19 protein-coding genes are annotated in these 24,319 nt (G+C 72.0%); 10 read left to right on the forward strand and 9 right to left on the reverse strand.

Annotation, left to right across the window (positions count from 1 at the left end):
• Nucleotides 1–5 precede the first annotated feature (5 nt).
• The 5 genes from AB0M28_RS03310 to AB0M28_RS03330 form a co-directional block, all read right to left on the reverse strand.
• Nucleotides 6–1,193: a Gfo/Idh/MocA family oxidoreductase gene (locus tag AB0M28_RS03310; RefSeq protein WP_365396899.1), complete on the reverse strand. Its 1,188-nt coding sequence runs from the start codon at nucleotides 1,191–1,193 to the stop codon at nucleotides 6–8.
• A complete protein-coding gene (locus tag AB0M28_RS03315) occupies nucleotides 1,190–2,650 on the reverse strand; it encodes a M1 family metallopeptidase (protein WP_365396902.1) in 1,461 nt (486 codons plus the stop codon). The genes AB0M28_RS03310 and AB0M28_RS03315 overlap by 4 nt, the downstream gene beginning before the upstream one ends.
• Nucleotides 2,647–4,353 (reverse strand): extracellular solute-binding protein, encoded by a 1,707-nt coding sequence (locus AB0M28_RS03320; RefSeq protein WP_365396904.1) that lies wholly within the window; start codon nucleotides 4,351–4,353, stop codon nucleotides 2,647–2,649. The genes AB0M28_RS03315 and AB0M28_RS03320 overlap by 4 nt, the downstream gene beginning before the upstream one ends.
• A gap of 64 nt (nucleotides 4,354–4,417) precedes the next feature.
• Nucleotides 4,418–5,278 (reverse strand): carbohydrate ABC transporter permease, encoded by an 861-nt coding sequence (locus AB0M28_RS03325; RefSeq protein WP_365397087.1) that lies wholly within the window; start codon nucleotides 5,276–5,278, stop codon nucleotides 4,418–4,420.
• Nucleotides 5,279–5,300: 22 nt separating this feature from the next.
• The gene (locus AB0M28_RS03330) at nucleotides 5,301–6,299 is read right to left on the reverse strand and encodes an ABC transporter permease subunit (protein ID WP_365396907.1); all 999 of its coding nucleotides are present in this window, start codon (nucleotides 6,297–6,299) and stop codon (nucleotides 5,301–5,303) included.
• Between the two features lie 250 nt (nucleotides 6,300–6,549).
• Between AB0M28_RS03330 and AB0M28_RS03335 the strand changes: the two genes are divergently transcribed.
• The 10 genes from AB0M28_RS03335 (at nucleotide 6,550) to AB0M28_RS03380 (ending at nucleotide 19,537) form a co-directional block, all read left to right on the forward strand.
• Nucleotides 6,550–7,536, forward strand: a complete 987-nt coding sequence (locus AB0M28_RS03335) for a hydroxyacid dehydrogenase (RefSeq protein ID WP_365397090.1) — start codon at nucleotides 6,550–6,552, stop codon at nucleotides 7,534–7,536.
• 221 nt (nucleotides 7,537–7,757) lie between these two features.
• On the forward strand, nucleotides 7,758–8,840 hold the full coding sequence (locus tag AB0M28_RS03340) for a LacI family DNA-binding transcriptional regulator (RefSeq protein WP_365396910.1): 1,083 nt from the start codon (nucleotides 7,758–7,760) through the stop codon (nucleotides 8,838–8,840).
• A 78-nt stretch (nucleotides 8,841–8,918) separates the two neighbouring features.
• Nucleotides 8,919–10,466 (forward strand): DUF4419 domain-containing protein, encoded by a 1,548-nt coding sequence (locus tag AB0M28_RS03345; protein ID WP_365396913.1) that lies wholly within the window; start codon nucleotides 8,919–8,921, stop codon nucleotides 10,464–10,466.
• 136 nt (nucleotides 10,467–10,602) lie between these two features.
• Nucleotides 10,603–11,958 carry a M60 family metallopeptidase gene (locus AB0M28_RS03350; RefSeq protein WP_365396916.1) on the forward strand — a complete coding sequence of 452 codons (1,356 nt, stop codon included), beginning with the start codon at nucleotides 10,603–10,605 and terminating at the stop codon, nucleotides 11,956–11,958.
• 35 nt (nucleotides 11,959–11,993) lie between these two features.
• Nucleotides 11,994–13,880 carry a DUF2264 domain-containing protein gene (locus AB0M28_RS03355; RefSeq protein WP_365396919.1) on the forward strand — a complete coding sequence of 629 codons (1,887 nt, stop codon included), beginning with the start codon at nucleotides 11,994–11,996 and terminating at the stop codon, nucleotides 13,878–13,880.
• A gap of 113 nt (nucleotides 13,881–13,993) precedes the next feature.
• Nucleotides 13,994–14,857: a TIM barrel protein gene (locus AB0M28_RS03360; RefSeq protein ID WP_365396922.1), complete on the forward strand. Its 864-nt coding sequence runs from the start codon at nucleotides 13,994–13,996 to the stop codon at nucleotides 14,855–14,857.
• Nucleotides 14,858–14,949: 92 nt separating this feature from the next.
• Nucleotides 14,950–15,840, forward strand: a complete 891-nt coding sequence (locus AB0M28_RS03365) for a 2-hydroxy-3-oxopropionate reductase (RefSeq protein WP_365396925.1) — start codon at nucleotides 14,950–14,952, stop codon at nucleotides 15,838–15,840.
• 162 nt (nucleotides 15,841–16,002) lie between these two features.
• Nucleotides 16,003–17,460, forward strand: a complete 1,458-nt coding sequence (locus tag AB0M28_RS03370; RefSeq protein ID WP_365396928.1) for a catalase — start codon at nucleotides 16,003–16,005, stop codon at nucleotides 17,458–17,460.
• Between the two features lie 251 nt (nucleotides 17,461–17,711).
• Nucleotides 17,712–18,425 (forward strand): hypothetical protein, encoded by a 714-nt coding sequence (locus tag AB0M28_RS03375; protein ID WP_365396931.1) that lies wholly within the window; start codon nucleotides 17,712–17,714, stop codon nucleotides 18,423–18,425.
• Nucleotides 18,426–18,520: 95 nt separating this feature from the next.
• Nucleotides 18,521–19,537, forward strand: coding sequence for an MsnO8 family LLM class oxidoreductase (locus AB0M28_RS03380; protein ID WP_365396934.1), 1,017 nt, complete (start codon nucleotides 18,521–18,523; stop codon nucleotides 19,535–19,537).
• Between the two features lie 26 nt (nucleotides 19,538–19,563).
• On the opposite strand, the gene AB0M28_RS03385 is transcribed toward AB0M28_RS03380, so the two are convergent.
• From AB0M28_RS03385 to AB0M28_RS03400, 4 genes are all read right to left on the reverse strand, one after another.
• Nucleotides 19,564–20,373, reverse strand: coding sequence for an MBL fold metallo-hydrolase (locus AB0M28_RS03385; protein WP_365396937.1), 810 nt, complete (start codon nucleotides 20,371–20,373; stop codon nucleotides 19,564–19,566).
• A gap of 76 nt (nucleotides 20,374–20,449) precedes the next feature.
• The gene (locus AB0M28_RS03390) at nucleotides 20,450–22,066 is read right to left on the reverse strand and encodes an AMP-binding protein (RefSeq protein WP_365396939.1); all 1,617 of its coding nucleotides are present in this window, start codon (nucleotides 22,064–22,066) and stop codon (nucleotides 20,450–20,452) included.
• Nucleotides 22,067–22,234: 168 nt separating this feature from the next.
• Nucleotides 22,235–22,699 carry a transglycosylase SLT domain-containing protein gene (locus tag AB0M28_RS03395; protein ID WP_365396942.1) on the reverse strand — a complete coding sequence of 155 codons (465 nt, stop codon included), beginning with the start codon at nucleotides 22,697–22,699 and terminating at the stop codon, nucleotides 22,235–22,237.
• Between the two features lie 348 nt (nucleotides 22,700–23,047).
• Entirely contained in the window at nucleotides 23,048–24,313 is a 1,266-nt protein-coding gene (locus AB0M28_RS03400) for an arginine deiminase (RefSeq protein WP_365396945.1), read from the reverse strand.
• Nucleotides 24,314–24,319 lie beyond the last annotated feature (6 nt).

The raw sequence follows: 24,319 nt of genomic DNA on the forward strand, positions 1-24,319 counted from the left end.
CGCGGTCAGCGCACCTGCCCCCGGGCGAAGTACGCCGCCAGCTCCGGGTCCGGGGCCGGCACCGGCCGCGGGGTCCCGCCGTCGCGCAGGGACTCCGTGGCCCGGACCCCGGCCGCCACCGCCATCCGGGCGGCGACCGGCGAGGTGTCCGTCGTACCGCCGTCGCGGACGAAGCGTACGAACTCGTCGATCAGCAGGGGGTCCGCGCCCCCGTGGCCGGCGGAGTCCTGGGCGGCGGGGATCTCGTGGACCTCGTCGGCGTCGGCGCGGTAGCCGGAGCGCCGGGAGTTCCAGACCTGCACGCGGCCGCCGGGGCCGTCGCCGAAGTTCTCCAGCCGACCCGCGTCGCCGATGACGGTGTAGTTGCGCCAGTAGTCGGGGGTGAAGTGGCACTGCTGGTACGCCGCCAGCACCCCGTTGTCCAGCCGCATGTTGAGCAGCGACACGTCCTCGACGTCGATCACCGGGTTCAGCCCGCGCTGCGTGGCGGGCGGCCAGTGGCCGTCCTTGGTGTACCAGTCGTCGTGCTTGGGCTCGCCGGGGGCGCGGCGGTGCGGGTTGGCACCGTACACCATGAGGTCGCCGAGCGCCTGCACCTCGGCGGCGTACCCGCCGGCCAGCCAGTGCACGACGTCCAGGTCGTGTGCGGCCTTCTGCAGCAGCAGGCCCGTGGTGTGGCGGCGCTCGGCGTGCCAGTCCTTGAAGTACCAGTCGCCGCCGTATCCGACGAAGTGCCGCACCCACACCGTCCGTACGTTCCCGACCGCCCCCCGCGAGATCAGCTCGCGCATCAGGCGTACGACGGGCATGTGCCGCATGTTGTGGCCGATGTACAGCCGGGTGCCGGTCTCGTACGCGGTGCGCAGGATCTCGTCGCACCGCTCGACGGTGATGTCGAGGGGCTTCTCGACCAGCACCGGCTTGCCCGCGCGCAGCGCCGCGCAGGCGAGGTCGGCGTGCGTGTGGTCGGGGGTGAGGACGAGGACCGCGTCGACCTCGGGGTCGTCCAGCACCCGCCGGTGGTCGGTGTGCAGGGCCGACCCGGGGAGGCGGTCCCCGGCCGCCGCCAGGGCGGCCGGGTCGGGATCGGCCACGGCCGTCACCGCGGAGCCTTCGCCGGGGCGGTGCGCGGTCAGGGCGAGGCTGGAGCGCAGGCCGAAGCCGAGCACGCCCAGACGAAGGTCGTCGGTCACGTCGTGGGTACCGTCCAGTCGGGATGGCCGGGCATCGGCGGGTTGGTGGAACCGAAGAGCCAGTCTCGCAGGAAGGTGTCCAGCGCCGGGTCGGCGGTCAGGTCGACGACGTGCCGGATGAAGTCCTCGCTGCCGACGCAGTCGTCGCGGAAGCGCTGCGGCCAGACCTTCATGATCTGGTCGAACCTCGTGTCCCCGACCCGGCGGCGCAGCGCGTACAGCACGAGCGCCCCGCCGGAGTAGATGTTGAAGCCGCCGAGGGCCTTGGGCAGTCCGGGCGGGCCGTTCAGGGCGCGGTCCGGGCCGAGCTTCTCGTAGATCGTCTTCATCTGCGCCTCGAAGTCCTCCCAGCCCCGCTCGGCGCTGTACAGGCGCTGGTAGTACACGGCCGGGCCCTCGTTGAGCCAGGCCTGCTGCCAGTCCTTCGGGGTGACGGAGTCGCCGTACCACTGGTGGACCAGCTCGTGGATCATGGTGTTCTCGTACGTCGGGTGGCCGGCGGCGCTGAGCTTGAACCAGGCGGTGGCGAACAGCGACAGCGTCTGGTTCTCCAGGGCCGCCTTGTAGCCGTCGTAGATGTGCAGGCCGTAGACGCTGAACGGGTAGCGGCCGAACTTCCGCTCCAGCCAGTCCAGATGGTCCGGGGTCCGCTCCACGATCGGCGCGTACTTCTCCTCCTGGCCCTGCGGTACGACGTGCCGCAGCCGCAGTCCGGTGCGGCTGGTGCCGTACAGGTAGGTGCCCTTGACCACCGCGATGCCGAGCAGTTCGGTGGCCATCTTCTCGCGCAGGGCGAAGTGCCAGACCGTACTGCCGTCGGCGCGGGGGGTCTTGCCGGTCAGCTCGCCGTTGGCGGCGGCGACGTAGCCCTCGGGGGCGCTGATGTGGAAGGTCCAGGTGGCCTTGTCGGAGGGGTGGTCGTTGCAGGGGAGGAAGGTGTCGGCGCGGGAGGACTGGGCGGCGGCCGCGAAGCCGCCGTCGGTGCCGAAGTTCCAGCCGGTGAGTCCCGCGCGCGGGGCCTTGCCGTTGCCGCGGTAGCGGACCTCGACGGTGAAGGGGGTCCGGTCCAGGAGGGGGGCGGCCGGGGTGACGGTGAGCTCCTGACCGGAGGCGCCGGTGCCGAGCTGCCACCCGGCGGGCCGGCCGTCGACGGTGACGGCGTCGATGACGTGCCCGTCGGTGTCCAGGTTGAACGCCGAGAGGTCCTGGGTGGCCTGGGCGTTCATCGTCACCACGCCGGTGAAGTCGTAGCTGGACGGGGTGAAGTCGAAGGTCAGGTCGTAGTGCGTGACGTGGTAGCCGCCGTTGCCCAGCGTCGGGAAGAGGGGGTCGCCGAGTCCCGGCGTGCCGGGGGTGGGCGTGGGCGCCTCGGCGCGGGCGGCGGCGGTCCCGGTGGCGAGGGCGGCGGCGGTGGCGGCGCCCAGGGTGAGGGCGCGGCGGCGGTCGAAGGTCGTCACTTGGCCGCCCCCTTGCCCTGCTGCAGCGCGTCCTGGAACTCGGTGCGGGCCTGCTCGCCGCCCTGCGCCAGATAGTCCTTGACCAGGTCGTCGTAGGCGCTCATGGGCTTGCGGCCGGAGATGATGTCCTTCAGGCCGTCCGACTTCAGGGTGAACAGGCTGCCCGCGCTCTTGGAGTCCCAGGTGGGCGAGGAGTAGGCGGCGTGGTCGTTCGGGATCAGTTTCGGGACGAGCTTCGTGTACGCCTCATGGACGTACCGCACGCCGTCCTCGGAGGCCGCGTCGAAGACGGCCGGGACGGCGGAGGCCAGGAACTTCCACGGGACGGACACGTCCAGCGCGCCCTGCTCGGTCAGCACCGGGTTGCCCTTGGCGTCGCGGGTGAAGTCGGTGCCCTCCACGCCGAAGTTGATCAGCGTGTACTCCTCGCTGCCGAACGGGGCGGCGGCGAAGTCCGCCAGGCCCAGCAGCTGCTTGACGCGCTTGCCGTCGGCCTTCTTGACGAAGACGTACGAGAGGGCCACGTTGTCCGGCCAGGCGACGGCCGAGGAGCCGATCGGGGTCATCGGGCGCGGGTCGAACTTCGCGTCCACGGCGGCCATCGCGGCCCGGTAGCCGGTGCTGGGGGCGAGGTAGCCGGGCATGCCGTCGTAGACGTAGGCCGCCTTGCCGTTCTTGAAGAAGCCGGTGTACTTCTCCTTCTGCGCGCCGGACATGGCGAGCGAGCCGGGGTAGTAGCAGCCGGCCTCGTACAGCTCGCGGGCGGTCTCGACGGCGCTGCGGTACTCCTCCGTCTCCAGGTCCAGGGTGAACTTCCCGCTGGCCTTGTCCAGCCGCCAGGAGTAGGGGGCCCCGGCCGACATCGCCAGCAGGTTCGTGACGCCGGCGCTGATCGCGTACTGGTCCTCCTTGGGCCGGGTCAGCTCCTTGCACAGCTCCACGAAGGCGGGCAGGTCCGCGATGTCGTCGAGGCTGGTGACACCGGCCTGAGCGAAGAGGTCGTGGCGGTAGAAGCCGGCGCCGCCGGATCCGGTGCGGGAGATGGGGACGCCGTAGAGCTTGCCGCCGAAGATGCCGCCCTGCCAGGCCGGTTCCGTGATGGCGGCGAGGTTCGGGTAGTCGTTCACCTTGGTGCCGGCGAGGTACGGGGTGAGGTCGGCGCAGGTGGCGGCGAGGAACGCGGCCTTGTTGTCGGCGCCGCCGGACTCCGGGTACATGAAGATGTCGGCGACGTTGTCGCCGGCGACCATGGTGGAGAACTTCGTCGGGTAGTCGTCGGCCGGGACGATCGTGATGTCGACCTGCCCGCCGAGCCGCTCCTCGATGGCCTTCCAGGCGGCGTTCTTGTCCCGGGCCGGGGGCGGCGGCGCGTACGTCTGGAGGGTGGCCCGTACCGTGCCGGCGCCCTTCAGCGGGGCGCCCTTGACGGAGCGGGCCGGCTTCGCCGGGTAGGTGAAGTAGCCGTTGGGGATGCCGTCGGCGGTGCCCGGGAGGTCGGGTGTGAGGCCGATGTTGCGCGGGGTGGTCTTCGGCAGCAGGGCGGCGCTCTTCGCCTCGGCCTTGGCCGTGGTGCCGCCGTCGCCGCAGGCCGCGAGGAGGGGGGCCGCGGCCAGTCCGAGACCGGCGCCGAGGCCGAGGCGCAGCAGGGAGCGGCGGTTCAGGGGTGTGGCGCTGGGGGCGTTGCGCGGGGTGGGGCTCGACACCTGGGGTCTCCTTGGAAGAGGGGAACGGGGCGAGGGGGGTGACGGAGCAGGGGGCGGCGCCGCTTCAGCCCTTGACGGCGCCGGTGAGGACGCCCTTGGTGAAGTAGCGCTGCAGGAAGGGGTAGACGAGCAGGATCGGTACGACGGCGATCACGAGCACGGCCATCTGCACGGCCTGCTGCGGCGCAAGCGCCTCCCCGGCCACGGACCCCTCCAGGGCGCGGCCCTGCAGCACGAAGGTGCGCAGCACCATCGGCAGCGGCCACTTCTCGGCGTCGTCGAGGTAGAGCAGGGCGTTGAAGAAGGCGTTCCAGTACGTGACGGCGTAGAACAGGCTGATCACGGCGATCACGGCCTTGGACAGCGGCAGCACGACACGGGCGAGGACGCGGAAGTCGCCGGCGCCGTCGACCTTGGCCGCGTCGTACAGCTCCTGCGGGAGGTTCATGAAGAACGACCGCAGAACGACCAGGTTGAACGCGCTGACCAGGGCGGGCAGTACGAGGGAGGCGAAGGTGTTGTACAGCCCGAGCTCCTTGACCAGCAGGAAGTTCGGGATGATGCCCGGATTGAAGAGCATCGTGAACAGCGCGGTCATGAGGATGAAGCGGGAGAACGGCACGTCGCGGCGGGACAGCCCGTACGCCATGCCGACCGTCGTCAGCAGGCTCGCCGCCGTGCCGGCCACCGTCACCAGCACGCTGACCAGCAGGGCGCGCAGGACGACGCCGCCGCTGAAGATGGTGCGGTAGGCGTCCAGGGTGGGGTGGTCGGGCCACAGGACGAGGCCGCCGCTCCTGATGATGTCCGTCTGGGTGGCGAAGCTGGTGCCGACGACGGCGAGCAGCGGGTACGCCACGGCGGCCACGACCGCCGTCAGCACCAGGGCCTTCAGTGCCGTACCGGGGACGGTCGGCTTCTCCATCCACGGCGGGCGGAGGGACTGTTCAGCGGTCCGCACTGCGGTACACCCCTTCGTGGCCGAAGATGTGGGCGAGCTTGTTGGCGCCGAGCACCAGGGCCGTGCCGACGAGGGCCTTGATCAGGCCGACGGCGGAGGCGGTGCCCCACTGGTTGTCGCGGACGCCGTGGTAGTAGACGTAGGTGTCCAGCACCTCGCCGGCGTCGGGGCCGACCGCGTCGCGCTGGAGCAGGATCTGCTCGAAGCCGACGGACAGGACCATCCCGAGGTTGAGGATCAGCAGCAGGATGATCACCGGTGCGATGCCGGGGAGCGTGACGTGCCACAGCCGCCGCCACCGGTTCGCGCCGTCGATGGCCGCCGCCTCGTACAGCCCGCGGTCGATGGACAGCAGCGCGGCGAGGATGATGATCGTGCCCCAGCCGGCGTCCTTCCAGACCAGCTGCAGGGTGAGCAGCCAGGGGAACGCCTCGGGGTCGCCCATCATGTCGTAGCGGGGCAGGCCCGCCGAGTCCAGCAGGTCGGGTACGACGCCCGCGCCGCCCAGGATCTGCTGGAAGACCGAGACGATGATGACCCAGCCGATGAAGTGCGGGAGATAGACCACGCTCTGCACGAAACGGCGCAGCCTGCTGCTGAGCACGCTGTTCAGGAGCAGGGCGAGGGCGATCGGCACGGGGAAGAAGAAGACGAGCTGGACGACCGCGATCTCGAGGGTGTTGACCAGGGCCGACCAGAACTTCGGGGCGGCGAGGACGGCGGTGAAGTTGTCCAGGCCCACCCAGGGGCTGTGCATATAGCCGAGGTAGGGCTCGTAGTCCTGGAAGGCCACCATGAAGCCGAGCACCGGCACATAGTGGAAGAGCAGGAAGTACAGCAGGCCGGGCAGGGTGAGCAGCAGCATCACCTTGTCGCGTTTGACGCGCTGCCAGAGCGTGGGCCGCCGGTGCGGGGGCCGCGCCGGCCGGCTCGTGGTGCGCTGCCGGTCGGCCGTCGCCGGCGGCGAGGTTGCCGTGTCGGTCATGGTGCCGGAACGTAGTAACCGCTTAACCTCGTCGTCAATACATCTGAGGAAACAAGCGAGTTACCGGTGCAGACCCCAGCCTCCGTATGCGTAGGTAACCGGACATTCCATCTCGCTGTCCCGGCCGACGGGTTGACGGCAAGGTCGAGTTCTCCTTAGTTTCCAGTCGTCCCGTAGTACACGCTTACTGCCCGGAGGCAGGGTGCGATCCACTGACGAGGTTGTGCGGCGACCCCGCACGCTGCTGGTCCTGTCTCCCGAGCTGCTCGACCAGGTGTTCCCCCCGCCGGTCCGGGTCCGCCTGGAGGAGGTCGCCGACCTGCAACTACCGTACGGACTCGACTCGTTCGACTCCGGGGAGGCGGCGGCGGCGCTGGCCACCACCGAGGTACTGCTCACCGGCTGGGGCTGCCCGCGCGTCGACACCAAGCTGCTGGCGCGCGCCCCGGAGCTGCGGGCGGTGATCCACGCGGCCGGAACGGTGAAACCGTTTCTGTCGCCCGAGGTGTACGACCGGGAGATCGCGGTCTCCTCCGCGGCGGCGGCGAACGCGGTCCCGGTCGCCGAGTTCACGCTCGCGGCCATCATCCTGGGGGCCAAGCGGGCGTTCCCGCTGGCCTCGCTGTTCCACGCCCGGCGCACCCACCGCACGGGCGACGACCTGGACCGCCACCACTGGCTCGGCACCAACGGCCTGACCGTCGGCGTGGTCGGCGGCTCCCGCACCGGCCGCCGGGTGATCGAGCTGCTGCGGGTGCTGGACGCCACGGTGCTGCTGCACGACCCGTACGTCACACCGGCCGAGGCCGAGCTGCTGGGCGCCGAACCGACCGACCTGGACTCCCTGATGGCCCGCAGCGACGTGGTCACCGTGCACGCGCCCGACACCGCCGAGACCCGGGGGCTGCTGGACGCGCGCCGGCTGGACCTGATGCGGCCCGGCACGCTGCTGGTGAACACGGCGCGCGGCGGGCTGGTCGACACGGAGGCGCTGACCCGGCATGTGGCGAGCGGCCGCATCGACGCGGTCCTCGACGTCACGGACCCGGAACCGCTGCCGCCGGGGCATCCGCTGTGGGACCTGCCGAACGCCTTCATCACCCCGCATCTGGCGGGGGCCCAGGGCAACGAGGTCGGCCGCCTGGGCGCGCTGGCGGTCGACGAGCTGACGCGCTTCGCACACGGGGTGCCGCTGCACCATCCGGTACGGCGCGGGGATCTGGAGCGGATCGCGTGAGCGGGGGGTGGGGGGCCGGCGGGGTCGGAGCTGCCAGAGGCGCTAAGGGTGCCGGAGGGGCCGATGGGCTCGGACCACGCGGAGCCGGGACCGTACCACTCGCCGCGCGGGCCGGGACCGGATCGCGGGCCAGCGAGGTCCCGGAGCGCGGACCGGGTCCGGTTCCGGGCCCGCAGGCCATAGGCTCGGCAGCGACACGGACGAGGCAGAGGATGAGCGGTATGCGCGGGAGCACGGGGGCGGACGGACAGCGCCGGGCCACGGTCACGGACGTGGCGAAACGCGCCGGGGTGTCGACGGCCACCGTCTCCCGGGTGCTCAACCGCAACTACCCGGTCGCGGGCGCCACCCGGGAACGCGTCGAGACCGCGATGCGCGAGCTCGGCTACGTCGTCAACGCGCACGCCCGCGCCCTGGCCGGGGCCTCCGGCCGCACGGTCGGCATCATCGTGACGGACGTGATCGACCCCTTCTTCGCGTACATCGCCCGCGGCGTGGAGCAGCAGGCCGCCCAGGGCGGCCGGCTCTGCCTCGTCTGCTGCACGCACGGCGACCCCAAGCGGGAGCTGGCGTACATCGACCTGATGCACGAGCGCCGGGCCGACGCGGTCATCGTGGTGGGCGGATCCGTCGCCGACCGGACGTACACCTCGGAGCTGGCGCGCCGGGCGCGGGAGCTGGACGCGGGCGGGTCGAAGCTGGTGCTGTGCGGGCGGCCGTCGCTCGGCGACCGGACGCCGACGGTGTCGGTGGAGTACGACAACGAGGGCGGCGCGTTCGCCATCACCGACCATCTGCTCACCCAGGGCCACGAGCGGATCCTGTACCTGGGCGGCCCGCCCGGCCTGTCGACGACCCGCGACCGGCTCGCGGGCCACCGCCGCGCGCTCGAACTGCGCGGGGTCACGCCGGATCCGGCGCTGGAGCAGCCCGGCGCGTTCAGCCGGGCGTTCGGCTACCGCCGGCTGACGGAGCTGATGCGGGACGGCCTGGAGTTCACGGCCGTCTTCGCGGCGAACGACATCGTCGCGGCGGGCGCGCTGCAGGCCCTGGAGGAGGCGGGCATACGGGTGCCGCGGGACGTCTCGCTGGTCGGTTACGACGACGTCCCGGTGGCCCAGGAGCTGCGTCCGCGGCTGACGACGGTGCACGTACCGCTGGAGGAGATGGGCCGCCAGGCGGTACGCCTCGCGGTCCCGGCGGAGGACGAGGACGAGTGGCGCGAACCCCTCAGCGGCGCGCTGCGGCTGGGCACGCACATCGTGGTACGGGACTCGGTGGCGGCCCGGGGGCGGCGGGGGTGAAGCCCCTGGCGGGGGTGTCCGCTCACGGCTGACGGTGGTTGAGGGTCGGGCACGGTGCGCGGTTTGTACGATCAGCCGATGGTGACCTTCGCCGTCGACGACGTGACGCCCGCCGCCGAACCGCTGCCCACGCGCCCGCTCCGCGAAGTGACGCCCGACGCCCTGGCGATCGGCGGCGATCCGGCACTGCCGGTCCTCGAACCGAACGGCGTGCACCCGCTGCTCGCCGCGACCGGGCTCGCCTTCGCCGGGCACCGCCCGCTGGTGCTGTCGCCGGACGCGGTGTGGCTGACGATCCTGCAGGGCGTGGCCCAGCACGTCCGGCTGCACGCGGAGGAGCTGCGGCCGCTGCTGGTGTCGCACGCGGGCCGCGAGCGGCTGGAGGTCGTCGTGCCCGGCGGGATGCCCGTCGACGCGGACTCCTGGCGGGACTTCGTGGAGTCGGTGGACAAGCTCCTGACCACCGAGTCGGCTGCGGCGCGACTGTTCGCGTGCGACTTCTCCACGAGCACGGACGTGGAGCGGACGGCGGGGCGCGTCGTGGCGCTCGACGCGTACGCGTCGTATTTCGCGGTGTGGATGCGCTTTGTGTGCGGCATCCCGTCGATCACCCTCATCGGTACGGCCGAGGACTGGCTCACGATCCGCGCGCGGGTGGACGCGATCGCCGAGACCTTCCGCTTGGAGACCTGGTGCCGGTCGCTCGCCCCGATCGCCGAGCAGTTCGCACGGGCGGCGGCGGGGGATGTCGACACGGCGTTCTGGCGCCGCATTTACAGCCCCATCGATGCCTACGGCGGCAGGGTGGTCACCGGATGGGCCGCACGGTTCTATCCGTATCTCCGCGACGCCGGGGTGTTCGGCCGGCCCAACCCGCTGCTGGAGCTGCCGCTCGGCGAACCGCGCGACGTGGCACCTGACAGCCGCGGTTTCTACCGGGGCCCGGGTGTGCGCAGCGACGACGTGCCGGCGACCCTGTCGCGCGTGGTCGTCAACGTCAACGACCGCGTCGCGGGCGACAACCGGGCCGTCGCCCTGCACGCCGGGCTGGTCGGCGTCACACAGGACGAGGACGGGGCGCTGCGGCCCGTGGCGGGCTGGCATCTCACGGCGGCGGCGGTCGAGATCGACGACGTGCTGGACAGGATCGTGCGCGACCACGCCACCACACCGCCGCTCCAGACAAGATCGCCGCACGGCGGCTCCGCCGAAGCCATGGCGGTCTACCGCCGCATCGGCTCCGCCACCCTGTTCGAGGGCGGCTCCAGCCCATGGCGCGTCCTTCCGGCCGACGAGCGCCGCATCGTGTGGCGGGGCCCGGGGGGCGGCATGATCACGGCGATGATCGACCTCGCGGGCGGGCGAAGCATCTGCGCGTTCGACGAACCCAGTACGCAGGCGACCCACTGGGTCGTCTGCCGCATCGAGGCCGCCACCGGCGAGCGCGATGAGCCGCCCGGCGCCCGCTACCACCTGATCGACGACCCGGCCGACATCCCCGTCTACGGCACCTCCCTGGCCTTCCTCCTCAACGCCGCGCTGGACTCCGGCGGTGACATCGCGCATCTGGAGACCGGCCGCCAGGACCAACTCGAAGAACTCACCGAACTCGACCGCGAGAAGTGAGCGCTTACTCCCGACCGCACCCCCTCCACCCATAGAAAACCGTAGTAACTCCCCACCCCCTCTTGCGCCTCGATAGCAACCGCTTACATCCTGACTCCGCACCCCGCCAACACCCCCAACCCGCCCAGGAGTCCGGATGCGCACCTCCCCCCTCAGCCGCCGCACCGCCCTGACCGCCCTAGCCGGGACCGGCGCCGCCACCCTGCTCGCCACCGGGTCCGCACACGCGACCACCGCCTCCGCGACCACCGCCGCCACCGCCTCCGCGACCGTCGACGCCACCGCGTTCGCCGCCGGGGAGCCCGAGCGGCTGCGGCTGGCCGCCGCGCTGCGCGGCAGCGACTTCATCCCCACCGGGCACTACGCCCCGCCGGGCCGGCGGATCCAGGTCGTCGTCACCCCGCTCGACGGCGTACTGCCGACGCTGCACATCGGGACGTACGACTACTACCACCTCGACCCCGCCCAGCGATCGCCCCGCACCTACCAGCTGACCGCCGGGCTCAACACCGTCACCGACCCCTACGGCGGCCCCGTCTACCTCCGTCTGGCCGGGGACGGCGAGCGCGCCGCCGTCTCCTTCGCCTCCGGCGCCGAGCGCATGGCCGCGTTCGAGCTGGGCCGCACCCCCGAGGGCGCGTTCCAGGACCAGCTCGACGCCCGCACCTCCTCCCCGTACGTGGAGCTCCTCTCCCCCTACGCGATCATCACAGTCACCCGCGAGGCCGCGCTGCTGTACCGCGACCAGGACCACACCGAGCTGATGAACCTGGTCGAGCGGCTCGTCGCCACGGAGGCCGAGGTGAGCGGCCTGGACGGATCACGCCCGCTGCACGCCCGCAAGGCGGGGCGCTACCACTTCATCGAGGTGACCCGGGTGCCGTCAGGCGTGGGCGCGTATGCCACCCACGGCTTCAACGGCTTCCCCCGCGCCTATCTCGACCGGCTGGTCACCGTCGAGGGCGTACGGGACCGCGGCTGGGGTTTCTACCACGAACTCGGCCACCTCCATCAGCAGTTCGCGTACAAGCCGGCCGCGCTCACCGAGGTCACGGTCAACATCTATTCGCTCGCCTGCCAGCGCGCCTTCGGCCAGCGCTCGAACCTCCTCACCGTGAACGCCACGACCGGCCTGAACTGGTACCAGACGGCGCTGCCCAAACTCGGCGCGGAGGGGCTGGACTTCGAGCGGGCCTTCGGCGCGTACGAGAAGCTCGTCTCGCTGCGCCAGCTGGAGCTGGCCTTCGGCACCCGGATCTGGCCCGAACTGCACCGGCTGATCCGGCTGGAGAACCCCCAGTCCGACTGGGCGACCCAGAACCATCTGCGCTACCGCGCCTTCGGCACGTATCTGAGCCGCGTCACGGGCCACGATCTGACGGACTTCCTGACCCGCAGGTGGGCCTACCCCATCGACGCGGCGGGGATCGCCGAGATGGCCGCGCTGGGCCTGCCCCAGCCGCCGGTGGACCCGAGCACGCTCACCGAATAGCAACCCCGCCAGAAAGAGGAGGACCACCCCCCACCATGCCCACGCCCCCCTACCTGCCCCTCCCCCCGACCGACCGCGTCCGCTCCCCCCGTACCGGCTGGACGCGGGCGCACTGGGAGGCCGTCGCCGACCGGATGCTGGACGCGCTGGTGCCGTACGCCACGCCCGGCTTCGCCCAGTACCGGCTGCCCGGCCGGGGCAGCTGGTCGGGCGTGGTCCTGGACGGACTCGAGGGCTACGCGCGGTCATTCCTGCTCGCCTCCTTCCGGATGGCCGGTGCGGCCGGGGACGTTGATCCCCGGCTCACAGAACGCTACGCGCGGGGTCTGACAAACGGCGTCGACCAGGCGTCCGGCGAGGCCTGGCCCCGGATCACCGACTGCTCCCAGCAGATGGTCGAGGCCGCGTCGATCGCCGTCGGCCTGCACGAGACCCGCCCCTGGATCTGGGACCGCCTCGACCCCCGGGTCCAGGAGCGGGTGGTCGACTGGCTCTCCGGCTTCGTCGGCCACCGCACCTGGGACAACAACTGGCGGCTCTTCCAGGTCGTTTCGGAGGAGTTCCTGGCCTCGGTCGGCGCGCCGCACAGCAGGCAGGACATCGACGACGGACTGGACAGGATCGAGGGCTGGTACGCCGGCGACGGCTGGTACACCGACGGCGACGGCCGCAACTTCGACTACTACGTCGGCTGGGCGCTGCACCTCTACCCGCTGCTGTGGTCGCGGATCGCCGGCCCGCACGGCGAGGAGCGCGCGAAGGTCTACCGCGAGCGCCTGCACGCGTTCCTCACCACCTACCCGCACTTCTTCGGCTCCGACGGCGCCCCCGTCCACCAGGGCCGCTCACTGGCCTACCGGTTCGCCGCCGTCGCCCCGGTGTGGATGGGCGCCCTCGCCGACTGCACCCCGCTCGCCCCCGGCCTCACCCGGCGCCTCGCGTCCGGCACGGTGCGCCACTTCGCCGAGCGCGGCGTACCGGACGAGCGGGGGCTGCTGCCGCTCGGCTGGTACGGCACGTTCCTGCCGGCCACGCAGCCCTACTCGGGGCCGGCGTCTCCCTACTGGGCGAGCAAGGGCTTCCTCGGACTGCTGCTGCCGCCGGACCACCCGGTGTGGACGGCCCGCGAGGAGCCGCTGCCGGTCGAGGAGGGCGACCGATACACCGCTCTGCCCGCCCCCGGCTGGCTCCTGCACGGCACTCAGCACGACGGCATCGTGCGCCTGGTGAACCACGGCAGCGACCACAACCCGCCCGAGGGCGAGGGCGCCGACGACCCGCACTACGCCAAGCTCGGCTACTCCTCCGCCACCGCCCCGGAGTCCGCCCCGCACGCCTTCACCCGCGCCGTCGACGGCCACATCGCCCTGCTGGGCCCCGACGGCACCCCGTCCCGGCGCACCCGCATCCACCCCCTGACCTGCGAGGACCGCCGTGCCTCCTCCTGGCACACGGCGCGGCTCCCGGACGGCGAGGGGACGATCCGTACCACCAGCCTGCTGCACGGCCCGTGGGAGCTGCGCGTCCACCACGTCGAGGCGCCGCGGGGCGTGCGCGTGCGCGAGGGCGGTTACGCCGTGGCGGGACGGATGCGGCCGGCGGCGGCACGCGGGGCGGGCTGGGCGACGGCCACCACGGCCGACGGGCTGAGCAGCGCGGTGGCCGGTCTGTACGGCTGGGACGCGAACGCCTCGGTCGAGCGCGACGTCCAGTCGAACGCCCTCGGCCCGCACTCCGCCGTCCCGTGCCTGCATCTCGCCGACCATCCCGGCGGCCGGACCGTGCACGTCTCGCTCGTCGCCCTGACCCGTGACGTACCGGAGCCGCAGGCGCTGCGGGAGGCGATCACGGTAGCCGTCGACGAGGAGGGGACGGTGGTCGTCACGCTCCCGGACGGCGGCTCCCTGCGCGTGGATCCCTGACGGGCAACCCCTGACAGGCCGGCGGACCCTTGACAGCCCCGCCGGCCTCCATGCACTCTCTTTCCATTCAGCAGAATCAATATTCCGCAATACGGAAGGAGCGCGCACCCCTCATGGGCTTCGAGAACGCACCCCTCACGGGCTTCGAGAACCAGCGCTTCGATGTGAACCTCTCGATCCTGTTCACCGAGCTCCCGCTGCTGGAGCGCCCCGCGGCCGCCGCGGCGGCGGGCTTCACGGCGGTCGAGCTGTGGTGGCCCTGGATCGACTCCCCCACGCCCGGGCAGGCGGAGACGGACGCGCTGCGCGACGCGCTGAACGACGCCGGCGTCCGGCTCGTGGGCCTGAACTTCTACGCCGGGCAGCTGCCCGGCCCCGACCGCGGCGCGCTCTCCGTCCCCGGCGAGGAGTCGGCGAAGTTCCGCGCGAACCTGAAGGTCGCCGCCGACTTCGCCCGGTCCCTGGGCTGCACCGCGCTCAACGCGCTGTACGGCAACCGGGTCGAGGGCGTGGACCCGGCGGTCCAGGACGAGCTGGCGCTGGAGAACCTCGTGCTCGCGGCCCGCGAGGCGGACCGGGTCGGCGCGATCCTGCTGATCGAGGCGCTGAACGCCCCCGAGTCGCCGCTGTGTCCGATCGTCAGCGCCCCGAAGGCGATCGAGGTCGTCGACAAGGTCAACGCGGCGACCGGCCTCGGCAACGCGAAGTTCCTGATGGACCTGTACCACCTGTCGATGAACGGCGAGGACCTCGAGCAGGTCGTCGACGCGTACGCGGAGAAGACCGGCCACGTCCAGATCGCCGACAACCCGGGCCGCGGAGCCCCCGGCACGGGGTCGCTGCCGCTGGCCGAGCTGCTGGGCCGGCTCCGGAAAGCGGGTTACGCGGGGCAGGTGGGCCTGGAGTACAAGGCCGGCCCCGCCGGGAGCGCGCAGTCGTTCGGCTGGCTGCCGCCGGAGCACCGCGCCGCGCGCTGAGCCCACGCATCCGCCCCGCGCGCTGAGCCCACGCACCCACGCCCCGCGCTGAGCCCACGCATCCGCACCGCACACCACAGAAGGACACCCTCATGAGCACCCTCCCCAAGATCGCCTGGATCGGCCTCGGCATCATGGGCTCCCCCATGTCGGAGCACCTGGTCAAGGCCGGTTACGACGTCACCGGTTACACCCTCGAGCAGGACAAGCTCGACCGGCTCGCCGCCGCCGGCGGCACCGCCGCCGCGAGCATCGCCGAGGCGGTGCGGGACGCGGACGTGATCATCACGATGGTCCCCGCCTCCCCGCACGTCGAGGCGATCGCCTACGGCGAGGACGGCATCCTGGAGAACGCCCGCTCCGGCGCCCTGCTGATCGACATGTCCTCCATCACCCCCCAGACCTCCGTCGACCTGGCGGCGAACGCCCGGGCGAAGGGCATCCGCGTGCTGGACGCCCCGGTCTCCGGCGGTGAGGCCGGCGCGGTCGAGGCCGTACTGTCGATCATGGTCGGCGGTGAGCGGGAGGTCTTCGACGAGGCCCGCCCGATCCTCGGAAGGCTCGGGAAGACGATCGTCCTGTGCGGCCCGCACGGCGCCGGCCAGACCGTGAAGGCCGCGAACCAGCTCATCGTCGCCGTCAACATCCAGGCCTGCGCCGAGGCCGTCGTCTTCCTGGAGAAGTCCGGCGCCGACATGGAGGCCGCCCTGGAGGTCCTGAACGGCGGGCTCGCGGGCTCCACCGTGCTGACCCGCAAGATGCAGAACTTCCTCAAGCACGACTTCACGCCCGGCTTCCGGATCGACCTGCACCACAAGGACATGGGCATCGTCACCGACGCCGCCCGCAACGTCGGCGCGGCCCTCCCGGTCGGCGCGGTCGTCGCCCAGCTGGTCGCGTCGCTGCGCGCCCAGGGCGACGGCGGCCTGGACCACTCCGCGCTGCTCAAGTCCGTGGAGCGGCTCTCGACCCCGGCGGCCTGACCCCGCCGCCCCACCGCCCCGCGGCTCGGCGGCCGAAAGGCAGCGCCGAGGCACCCCGAACTTCCGGACGGCGCCGCCGACACAGTCCTGTCGCGCCCAGGCGGCGCCGTCCGGAACACCCGTCCCACCGCACAGCCGTTACGAAAGGTCCCGCGTCCCACCATGGCCAAGCCCACGCTGACGACCGAGTCCGGCGCCCCCGTCGCCGACAACCAGAACTCCGCCACCGCCGGCGTCGGCGGCCCGCTGCTCATCCAGGACCAGCATCTGCTGGAGAAGCTCGCCCGGTTCAACCGCGAGCGCATTCCGGAGCGCGTGGTGCACGCCCGCGGCTCCGGCGCGTACGGCCACTTCGAGGTGACCGACGACGTCAGCGCGTACACCAGGGCCGACTTCCTGAGCAGCGTGGGCCGGCGCACGGAGCTGTTCCTGCGCTTCTCCACCGTCGCGGACTCCCTCGGCGGCGCCGACGCGGTGCGCGACCCGCGCGGCTTCGCGGTGAAGTTCTACACCGAGGAGGGGAACTACGACCTCGTCGGCAACAACACCCCGGTGTTCTTCATCAAGGACCCGGTGAAGTTCCCGGACTTCATCCACTCGCAGAAGCGCGACCCCTTCACCGGCCGCCAGGAGCCGGACAACGTCTGGGACTTCTGGGCGCACGCCCCCGAGGCCACCCACCAGGTGACCTGGCTGATGGGCGACCGCGGCATCCCCGCGTCGTACCGGCACATGAACGGCTACGGCTCGCACACCTACCAGTGGACCAACGCCGCCGGCGAGGCGTTCTTCGTCAAGTACCACTTCAAGACCAACCAGGGCGTCCGCAGTCTGAGCAGCGAGCAGGCGGCGGAGCTGGCCGGCCGGGACGGCAGCAGCCACCAGACCGACCTGCTGCAGTCCATCGAGCGCGGCGTGTACCCGTCGTGGACGCTGTACGTGCAGATCATGCCGGCGGCCGAGGCGGCGGAGTACCGCTTCAACCCGTTCGACCTGACCAAGGTCTGGCCGCACGCCGACCACCCCCTCCAGCGGGTCGGGCGGCTGGTGCTGGACCGCAACCCCGACAACGTCTTCGCCGAGGTCGAACAGGCCGCGTTCTCCCCGAACAACTTCGTCCCCGGCATCGGCCCCTCGCCCGACAAGATGCTGCAGGGCCGGCTCTTCGCGTACGCCGACGCGCACCGCTACCGCCTGGGCGTCAACCACACCCAGCTGGCCGTGAACGCCCCGAAGGCGACCACCGCGCACACCTACGGCCGCGACGGCCTGATGGCCGCCGACTCCCGGGGCCGGCGCGCCAAGAACTACGAGCCCAACTCCTACGGCGGCCCCGTCGAGACCGGTCAGCCGCTCTCCGCCCCGCTGGCCGTCACCGGCTGGACCGGCACGCACGCCGCCGCGCAGCACGCCAAGGACGACGACTTCCTCCAGGCCGGCGAGCTGTACCGGCTGATGTCCGAGGACGAGAGGAAGCGCCTCGTGGCGAACATCGCCGGGGGCCTGTCCCAGGTCTCCCGCGAGGACGTGATCGAGAAGAACCTCGCCCACTTCCACGCCGCCGACCCGGAGTACGGCCGCCGCGTGGAGGAGGCCGTCCGGGCCCTGCGCGAGGACTGACCGCACACCGTGCTTCCCGTGGTCCCGGGTCCGGATGAGGGGTGACCGGGGACCACGGGGACTCCGTCCGGCGCGAGCGGCGCCGGACGGCAACCCTCCACGAAGCGCGGGCACCCGGGACGGTCCCCGGGCGCCCGCGCTCCGTGTCGTCCGATCTCGGCCCGGAGATGGGACATTGCGTAGCGAGGCGGCTACGCTCGGCGCAATAATTGGCCCCGGTCTTCCGTCGCTACGGCCCCCAGGAGCTGCACATGGCCGAGAGCGTTCCGGTGCGATGCCCCGTGTGCCGCCGTGAGCACTCGTTCACCCCACCCACCTTCCCGTGCGCGTGCGGCGCGCCGCTGACGATGCCGCTGCTGCGCGGGGGTACGCCGGTGCAGATGCGGCAGCGCACCTGGCGCAACTCGTGGGTCACCGTACGCTGTCCGTCCTGCTCCCGGGCCGACGAATGGCCCCAGCCCGAGTGGACCTGCCCCTGCGGCGCCGTCATCCGCATGCCGGTGGCACCGCTGACGTCCGCCGCCCCCGCCCCGGCCGCCCCCGCGCGCAGGAAGCGGGAGACGCAGCCCGTGGACCGGCCGGCGTTCCGGCCCGTGACGATCCGCACCGCGCGGGACGCGGTGACGGCGGCGGCGCAGTATCTGAAGTGGCTCGGCTACGGCGAGGTCACGCAGGCGGAGGACCGGCCGGCGTCGGGCATAGACATACGCGGCAACGGGGTGCTGGCGCACGTGGACCCGACCACCGCCCCGACGCCGCTGCGCGAGATCGAGTGCCTGTGGCTCAACGGCCTCAACCAGTCCGCGATCGCGGTCTTCTTCTCCCTCGCCGGGTACGCCCGCGACGCCCGCTCCCGCGCGGACGAGCTGCACATCCCGCTGTACGTGATGGACCTCACGGGCACCCCGCAGCCGGTCAACGATCCGGCGGACGAGCTGATCCGGAAGGGCGCGATGGCGTTCTGACGGCACGCGGGCGAGCGGGCAGGTTTGCCCGAGGTGCGCCCACGGTAGCCGCCGGGCGCGGGAATCCCCGGCGGGCCGGGGTTGCTGTACGGATCATGGACATTCCGCTCTCCGTCCTCGACCGCTCACTCGTCAGGGCCGGCCAGGACCCCGGCCGCGCGCTGCGCGACACCGTGCGGTTCGCCCAGCAGGTGGAGGAGCTGGGCTTTCACCGCTTCTGGGTGTCGGAGCACCATGGGGTGCCGGGGGTGGCCGGTTCCGCCCCGACGGTCCTCGCCGCGGCCGTCGCCTCGGCGACCTCGCGGATCCGCGTGGGTACGGGCGGGGTGATGCTGCCGAACCACCGGCCGCTGGTGGTGGCGGAGCAGTTCGGGGTGCTGGCCTCGCTGTTCCCCGGGCGGATCGACATGGGCCTGGGACGATCGGTGGGCTTCACCGACGGGATCCGGCGGGCGCTGGGCGTCGGCAAGGACGGGGCGGAGGGCTTCGCGGCGGGGGTGCGGGAGCTGCTCGGGTGGTTCGACGGCGGACAGCCGGACTATCCGGGCGTACACGCGATACCGGCCGAGGGCCTCGACGTGCCCGCGTTCGTGCTGGCGGTGGACGGCGGCGCGGACATCGCCGCGTCCCTGGGGCTGCCGCTGGTGATCGGGGCGGGGCGGGTACGGGCGAAGACGCTGGAGGCCGTCGGGCGCTACCGGGCGGCCTTCCGTCCGTCGGACCGGGCACCGCTGCCGTACGTCGTGATCGCGGTCAACGCGGCCGTGGCCGGTACGGCGGAGGCGGCCGCGCGGCTGCAGCTGCCGGAGGCGTGGGCGACGGTGGTGTCGCGGACGCGGGGGGTGTTCCCGCCGCTGTCGCCGCCGGCGGAGGTGGCGGCGCTGAGGTTGACGGAGCGGGAGAGCGGCTATCTGGCCGAGGCCCGGGCATCCCAACTGCACGGCACCGCAGAGCAGATGGCCGCCGCGCTGCGCACCCTGGCAGCCGAGACGGGCGCGGACGAGCTGCTGCTCACGCTCAACACCCATGACCCGGCGGACAGACTGGACTCCTACCGCCAGCTGGCCGCCGCGATGTCGTCGACCGCGCCGGACGCCGTCACGGCGGGCTGAAGGCACAACCGAAAGCGGTCACGGCCTCACAGCCGTATGAACGGATCCCCCAGATGCCCGTTGGCCAGCACCCGGCCGGACCGGCGGGCCTCGGCCAGCGTCGCCTCGCGCACCGCGCGGGCGGCGGCCTGGTCCGACTCGGAGGCGTAGGCCACCGCCGGGTTCACCAACTGCACGGCGTGCACCAGCAGATCGCCGGTGATCAGCAGCTCGTCCCGGCCGGACGCGAGCAGCACGGACTGGTGCCCCGGGGTGTGCCCCGGCGTCGGCACGAGCGTGACGCCCGGCACGCCGGGCGCGAGCGGGGCGCGGCCGTCGACGAGGTCCAGCAGGCGCGCGGAGCGCAGCGGATCCAGCGCGTACCCGCCGACCGGTGACCCGGCGGGCAGGGCCTCGACCTCCGTGTGCTGCACGATGTGGCGGGCGTTGGGGAAGACGGGGCGGCCGTCGCGGCCGACGCACCAGCCGTAGTGGTCGGAGTGCAGATGGGTGAGCACGACGGCGGAGACGTCGTCCGGCTCGACACCGGCCTCCTTCAGCGCGTCGGGCAGCCGTCCCGTCGCCGGCGCCCAGCTGGTGGCGGGGCTGTGCTCGTGGCCGACGCCCGTGTCGACCAGCGCGGTCCAGCCGTCGGAGGCCCGGCGGATGACGTACGACCGGAAGTCGAGCCGCCAGCCGTCGTCCCCGGCGAAGGCCGCGGGGTCGAAGGCGCGGGCGCGCGCCCAGTCCGCCTCGGACGCACCGGTGAAGTTCCCGGCCAGCGGCAGCACGCCGGCGGCGTCGATCACGGGTATGACCTCGTACTCCCCCACCCGCATGGCGACTTCGCTGCTCATCGGCTCCCCTCCCACGGCGCGCGTTCCCGCGAATCTACACGAGGGGTCGGACAGACCGGCGCGGCCCCGCGGCCCCTCAGCCCGCCGCGAACTGTTCGCGCAGGGCCACCTTGCGGACCTTGCCGCTCACCGTCATCGGGAACTCGGCCACGATCCGCAGCTGGCGGGGGATCTTGTAGTGGGCCAGCCGGCCCTCGCAGTAGCGGGTGAGTTCGCCGGGGGTGAGGGGGTCCGCGGGGTCGCGGAGGATGACGCAGGCGAGGATCTCCTCGCCGTACTTCTCGTCGGGTATCCCGACCACCTGGACGTCCGCGATCTTCGGGTGGGTGTAGAGGAACTCCTCGATCTCCCGCGGGTACACGTTCTCGCCACCCCGGATGATCATGTCCTTGATCCGGCCGACGATCTCCACGCACCCGTCCTCCCGCATCAGCGCGAGATCCCCGGTGTGCATCCACCGTCCCGCGTCGATCGACTCGGCGGTCCGCTCGGGCAGCTCCCAGTACCCGAGCATCACGCTGTAGCCGCGCGTGCACAGCTCGCCCGCCGTGCCGCGCGGCACGGTGACGCCCGTCGCCGGGTCGGTGATCTTCACCTCGATGTGCGGCAGCACCCGCCCCACGGTGCTGGTGCGCCGCTCCAGATCGTCGTCGTGGCGGGTCTGGGTGGAGACGGGTGAGGTCTCGGTCATGCCGTAGCAGATGGACACCTCCGCCATGTGCATCTCGGCGACGACCCGCTTCATCACCTCCACCGGGCACGGCGACCCCGCCATGATCCCGGTACGGAGCGAGCCCAGGTCGTACGACGCGAAGTCCGCGAGCGCCAGCTCCGCGATGAACATGGTCGGCACGCCGTACAGCGAGGTGCACCGCTCCTGCTCCACCGCGCGCAGCGTGGCCTCGGGGTCGAAGGACGGCGCGGGGATCACCACGCACGCGCCGTGGCTGGTGGCGGCCAGGTTTCCCATGACCATGCCGAAGCAGTGGTAGAAGGGCACCGGCAGGCAGATCCGGTCCTGCTCCGTGTAGCGGATCGTCTCGCCCACGAAGTAGCCGTTGTTGAGGATGTTGTGGTGCGAGAGCGTGGCGCCCTTGGGGAAGCCCGTGGTCCCGGACGTGTACTGGATGTTGATGGGGTCGTCGCACGACAGCGCCGCCTCGCGCTCCCGCAGCCGCTCCGGCGGTACGCCGCGGCCGGCGTCCAGCAGCCGCTGCCAGGACGCGTCGCCGAGGTAGACGACGTCCCGCAGCGCGGGGCAGGCGCCGCGCACCTGCTCGACCATCCGCCGGTAGTCGCTGGTCTTGTACGCCGTGGAGGCCACGAGGACCTCGATCCCGGCCTGCCGCAGTACGTACTCCAGCTCGTGCACGCGGTAGGCGGGGTTGATGTTCACCGTGATCGCGCCGATCCGGGCGGTGGCGTACTGCACCAGCACCCACTCCGCGCAGTTGACCGCCCAGATGCCCACCCGGTCGCCCCTGCCGACCCGCAGCCCGAGCAGCCCGCGCGCCACCTCGTCCACGGCCGCCCCGAACTCCGCGTACGTCCAGCGGCGCCCGCTCGGCACGTCCACCAGCGCCTCGCGGCCGGGGTGGGCGGCGACGGCGCGGTCGAGGTTGCGGCCGATGGTGTCGCCCAGCAGCGGGGTGGCGCCGGTGCCGCTCGCGTAGGACAGCAGCTGCTCGCTCATGCGGGGGCCTCCTCGGGTTCGACGGCCTTCAGCATGCCGTCGGCCCGCGAACACCTGCAATGGTCCGGTACGGGGGCGCGCGGAGAACGCGGCGACCCCCGGAGGCGGAGTGCCTCCGGAGGTCGGCCGGTGCTGCGGCGTCGGGCTCGCTCGGCGGGTGCCGAGGGCTCAGTAGGCGCCCCAGACGTTGTCGATGGAGCCGTAGCGGTCGGCGGCGTAGTTGCACGCGGCGACGATGTTGGCGACCGGGTCGACGATGCTGGTCGAGGTGCCGGCCACGTGGTAGGCGTTGAACGTCGGCGGGATGACCTGGAGCAGGCCCTGCGACGGGATGCCGTTCTGGGCGTTGATGTCCCAGTTGTTGATGGCGTAGGGGTTACCGGAGGACTCCCGCATGATGTTGCGGTAGATCGACCAGTAGGAACCCGGGATGTCGTGCTGGTCCATCACTTTCAGCGCCTGGTCGATCCAGCCGTCCAGCTGGGCGCTGACACCGGCCGGTACATAGCCCGGCGTGCCGACCGTCGGCGTCGCGGCCTGCGCGGACGAGGCCAGCGGAACGCTGAGGGCGACGGTGGCGGCGGCGATGCCGGCGGCGGCGACGACGCGCTTACGGAAAGCGGTGGCGAGCATGGAGTGTCCTCTCCTGGGGGGCATGGGTCCGTCGCCACCCGCCGTCCCTGAGCGAGGCGCCATTCGATTTCCCGACGACGTCTAAGCGACTTGGGCATGTTTAGCCCACCGAAACGCGAAATGCACGCCTCTATCTACTAGCGTCGATAGGGGGTATTTCGGGCATTCGGGTGCCGCAGGACCGTCGGGATGCCGTTCCGCTTACGATGCCGCTTCGTATGTGAGACAGGCGATATGCCGTGGGTCACAGGGGCAGAATTACCCGGACCTAACTAATGCCGAATATCGGACATTTAGGGCATCGCGTATGAAATATGAGCGTTTTATTAGGGAGTCGTGAGGACGGGCTCAGAAGTCGACCGGCTCACGGATCAGCGGGCAGGTCATACAGTGCCCGCCGCCCCGGCCGCGGCCCAGTTCCGCGCCGACGATGGTGATCACCTCGACGCCCGCCTTGCGCAGCAGGGTGTTGGTCTGGGTGTTGCGGTCGTACGTGAAGACCACGCCCGGCTCCACCGCGACGGCGTTGTTGCCGCTGTCCCACTGCTGGCGCTCCGAGGCGTACTCGTCGCCGCCGGTCTCGATGACGCGCAGCTCCGGCAGCCCCAGCGCCTCGGCCACCACCGCGGTGAACGCGCGTGAGCCCTCGTCGGCGACCTCCACCCCGGCGGCCTTGTCGCTGGGCCGCAGGGAGAAGGCGTGCACGTCGTCCATGATCTTCGGGTACACGGTCACGATGTCGCGGTCGGCGAAGGTGAAGACCGTGTCCAGATGCATCGCGGCCCGCAGCCTCGGCATACCGGCGACGACGACCCGTTCCGCCGCGCCCCGCTCGAACAGCGCCCGCGCCACCTGGGTGATCGCCTGCCGGGACGTCCGCTCGCTCATGCCCATCAGGACGACGCCGTTCCCGACGGGCATGATGTCGCCGCCCTCGAAGGTGGCCTGGCCCCAGTCGAGCTCCGGGTCGCCCCACCAGACGGTGGACCCGCTGTACTCGGGGTGGAACCGGTAGACCGCCTTCATCAGCAGGGTCTCGTCGTGCCGGGCCGGCCAGTAGAGCGGGTTGAGCGTCACCCCGCCGTACAGCCAGCAGGTGGTGTCGCGGGTGTAGAGGGTGTTCGGCAGCGGCGGCATCAGGTACTCGCGTACGCCCGTGGACTCGCGGGCGAGGGCGATGTGCCCGGTGCGGAAGTCGTCGGGCAGGTCGGCGGTGGCGAGGCCGCCGACGAGGTACTCGGTGAGCCGCGCGGGCTCCAGCGTCTCGAGGAACGCGCGGGTGTCGTCCGCGAGCCCCACGCCCACCTGGTTCGCGGTGATCTTCCGGTCCAGCAGCCAGTCCCGCGCGCCCGGCAGGGCCATGGTCTGCGCCAGCAGCTCGTGCAGCTCGACGACCTCCACACCGCGCTGGCGCATCTTGTTGACGAAGTCCGCGTGGTCGCGCTGCGCGTTCTCCACCCACAGCACGTCGTCGAAGAGCAGGTCGTCGGCGTTGCTGGGGGTGAGCCTGCGGTGGGCGAGCCCCGGGCGGCAGACGAGCACCTTGCGCAGCCGGCCCACCTCGGAGTGGACACCGTGGGCGGCGGGGCTGTCGGTGGTGTGCTCAGTGGTCACGGCGTG

The organism is Streptomyces sp. NPDC051940, assembly GCF_040680895.1.
In the GTDB taxonomy this organism is placed as follows: domain Bacteria; phylum Actinomycetota; class Actinomycetes; order Streptomycetales; family Streptomycetaceae; genus Streptomyces.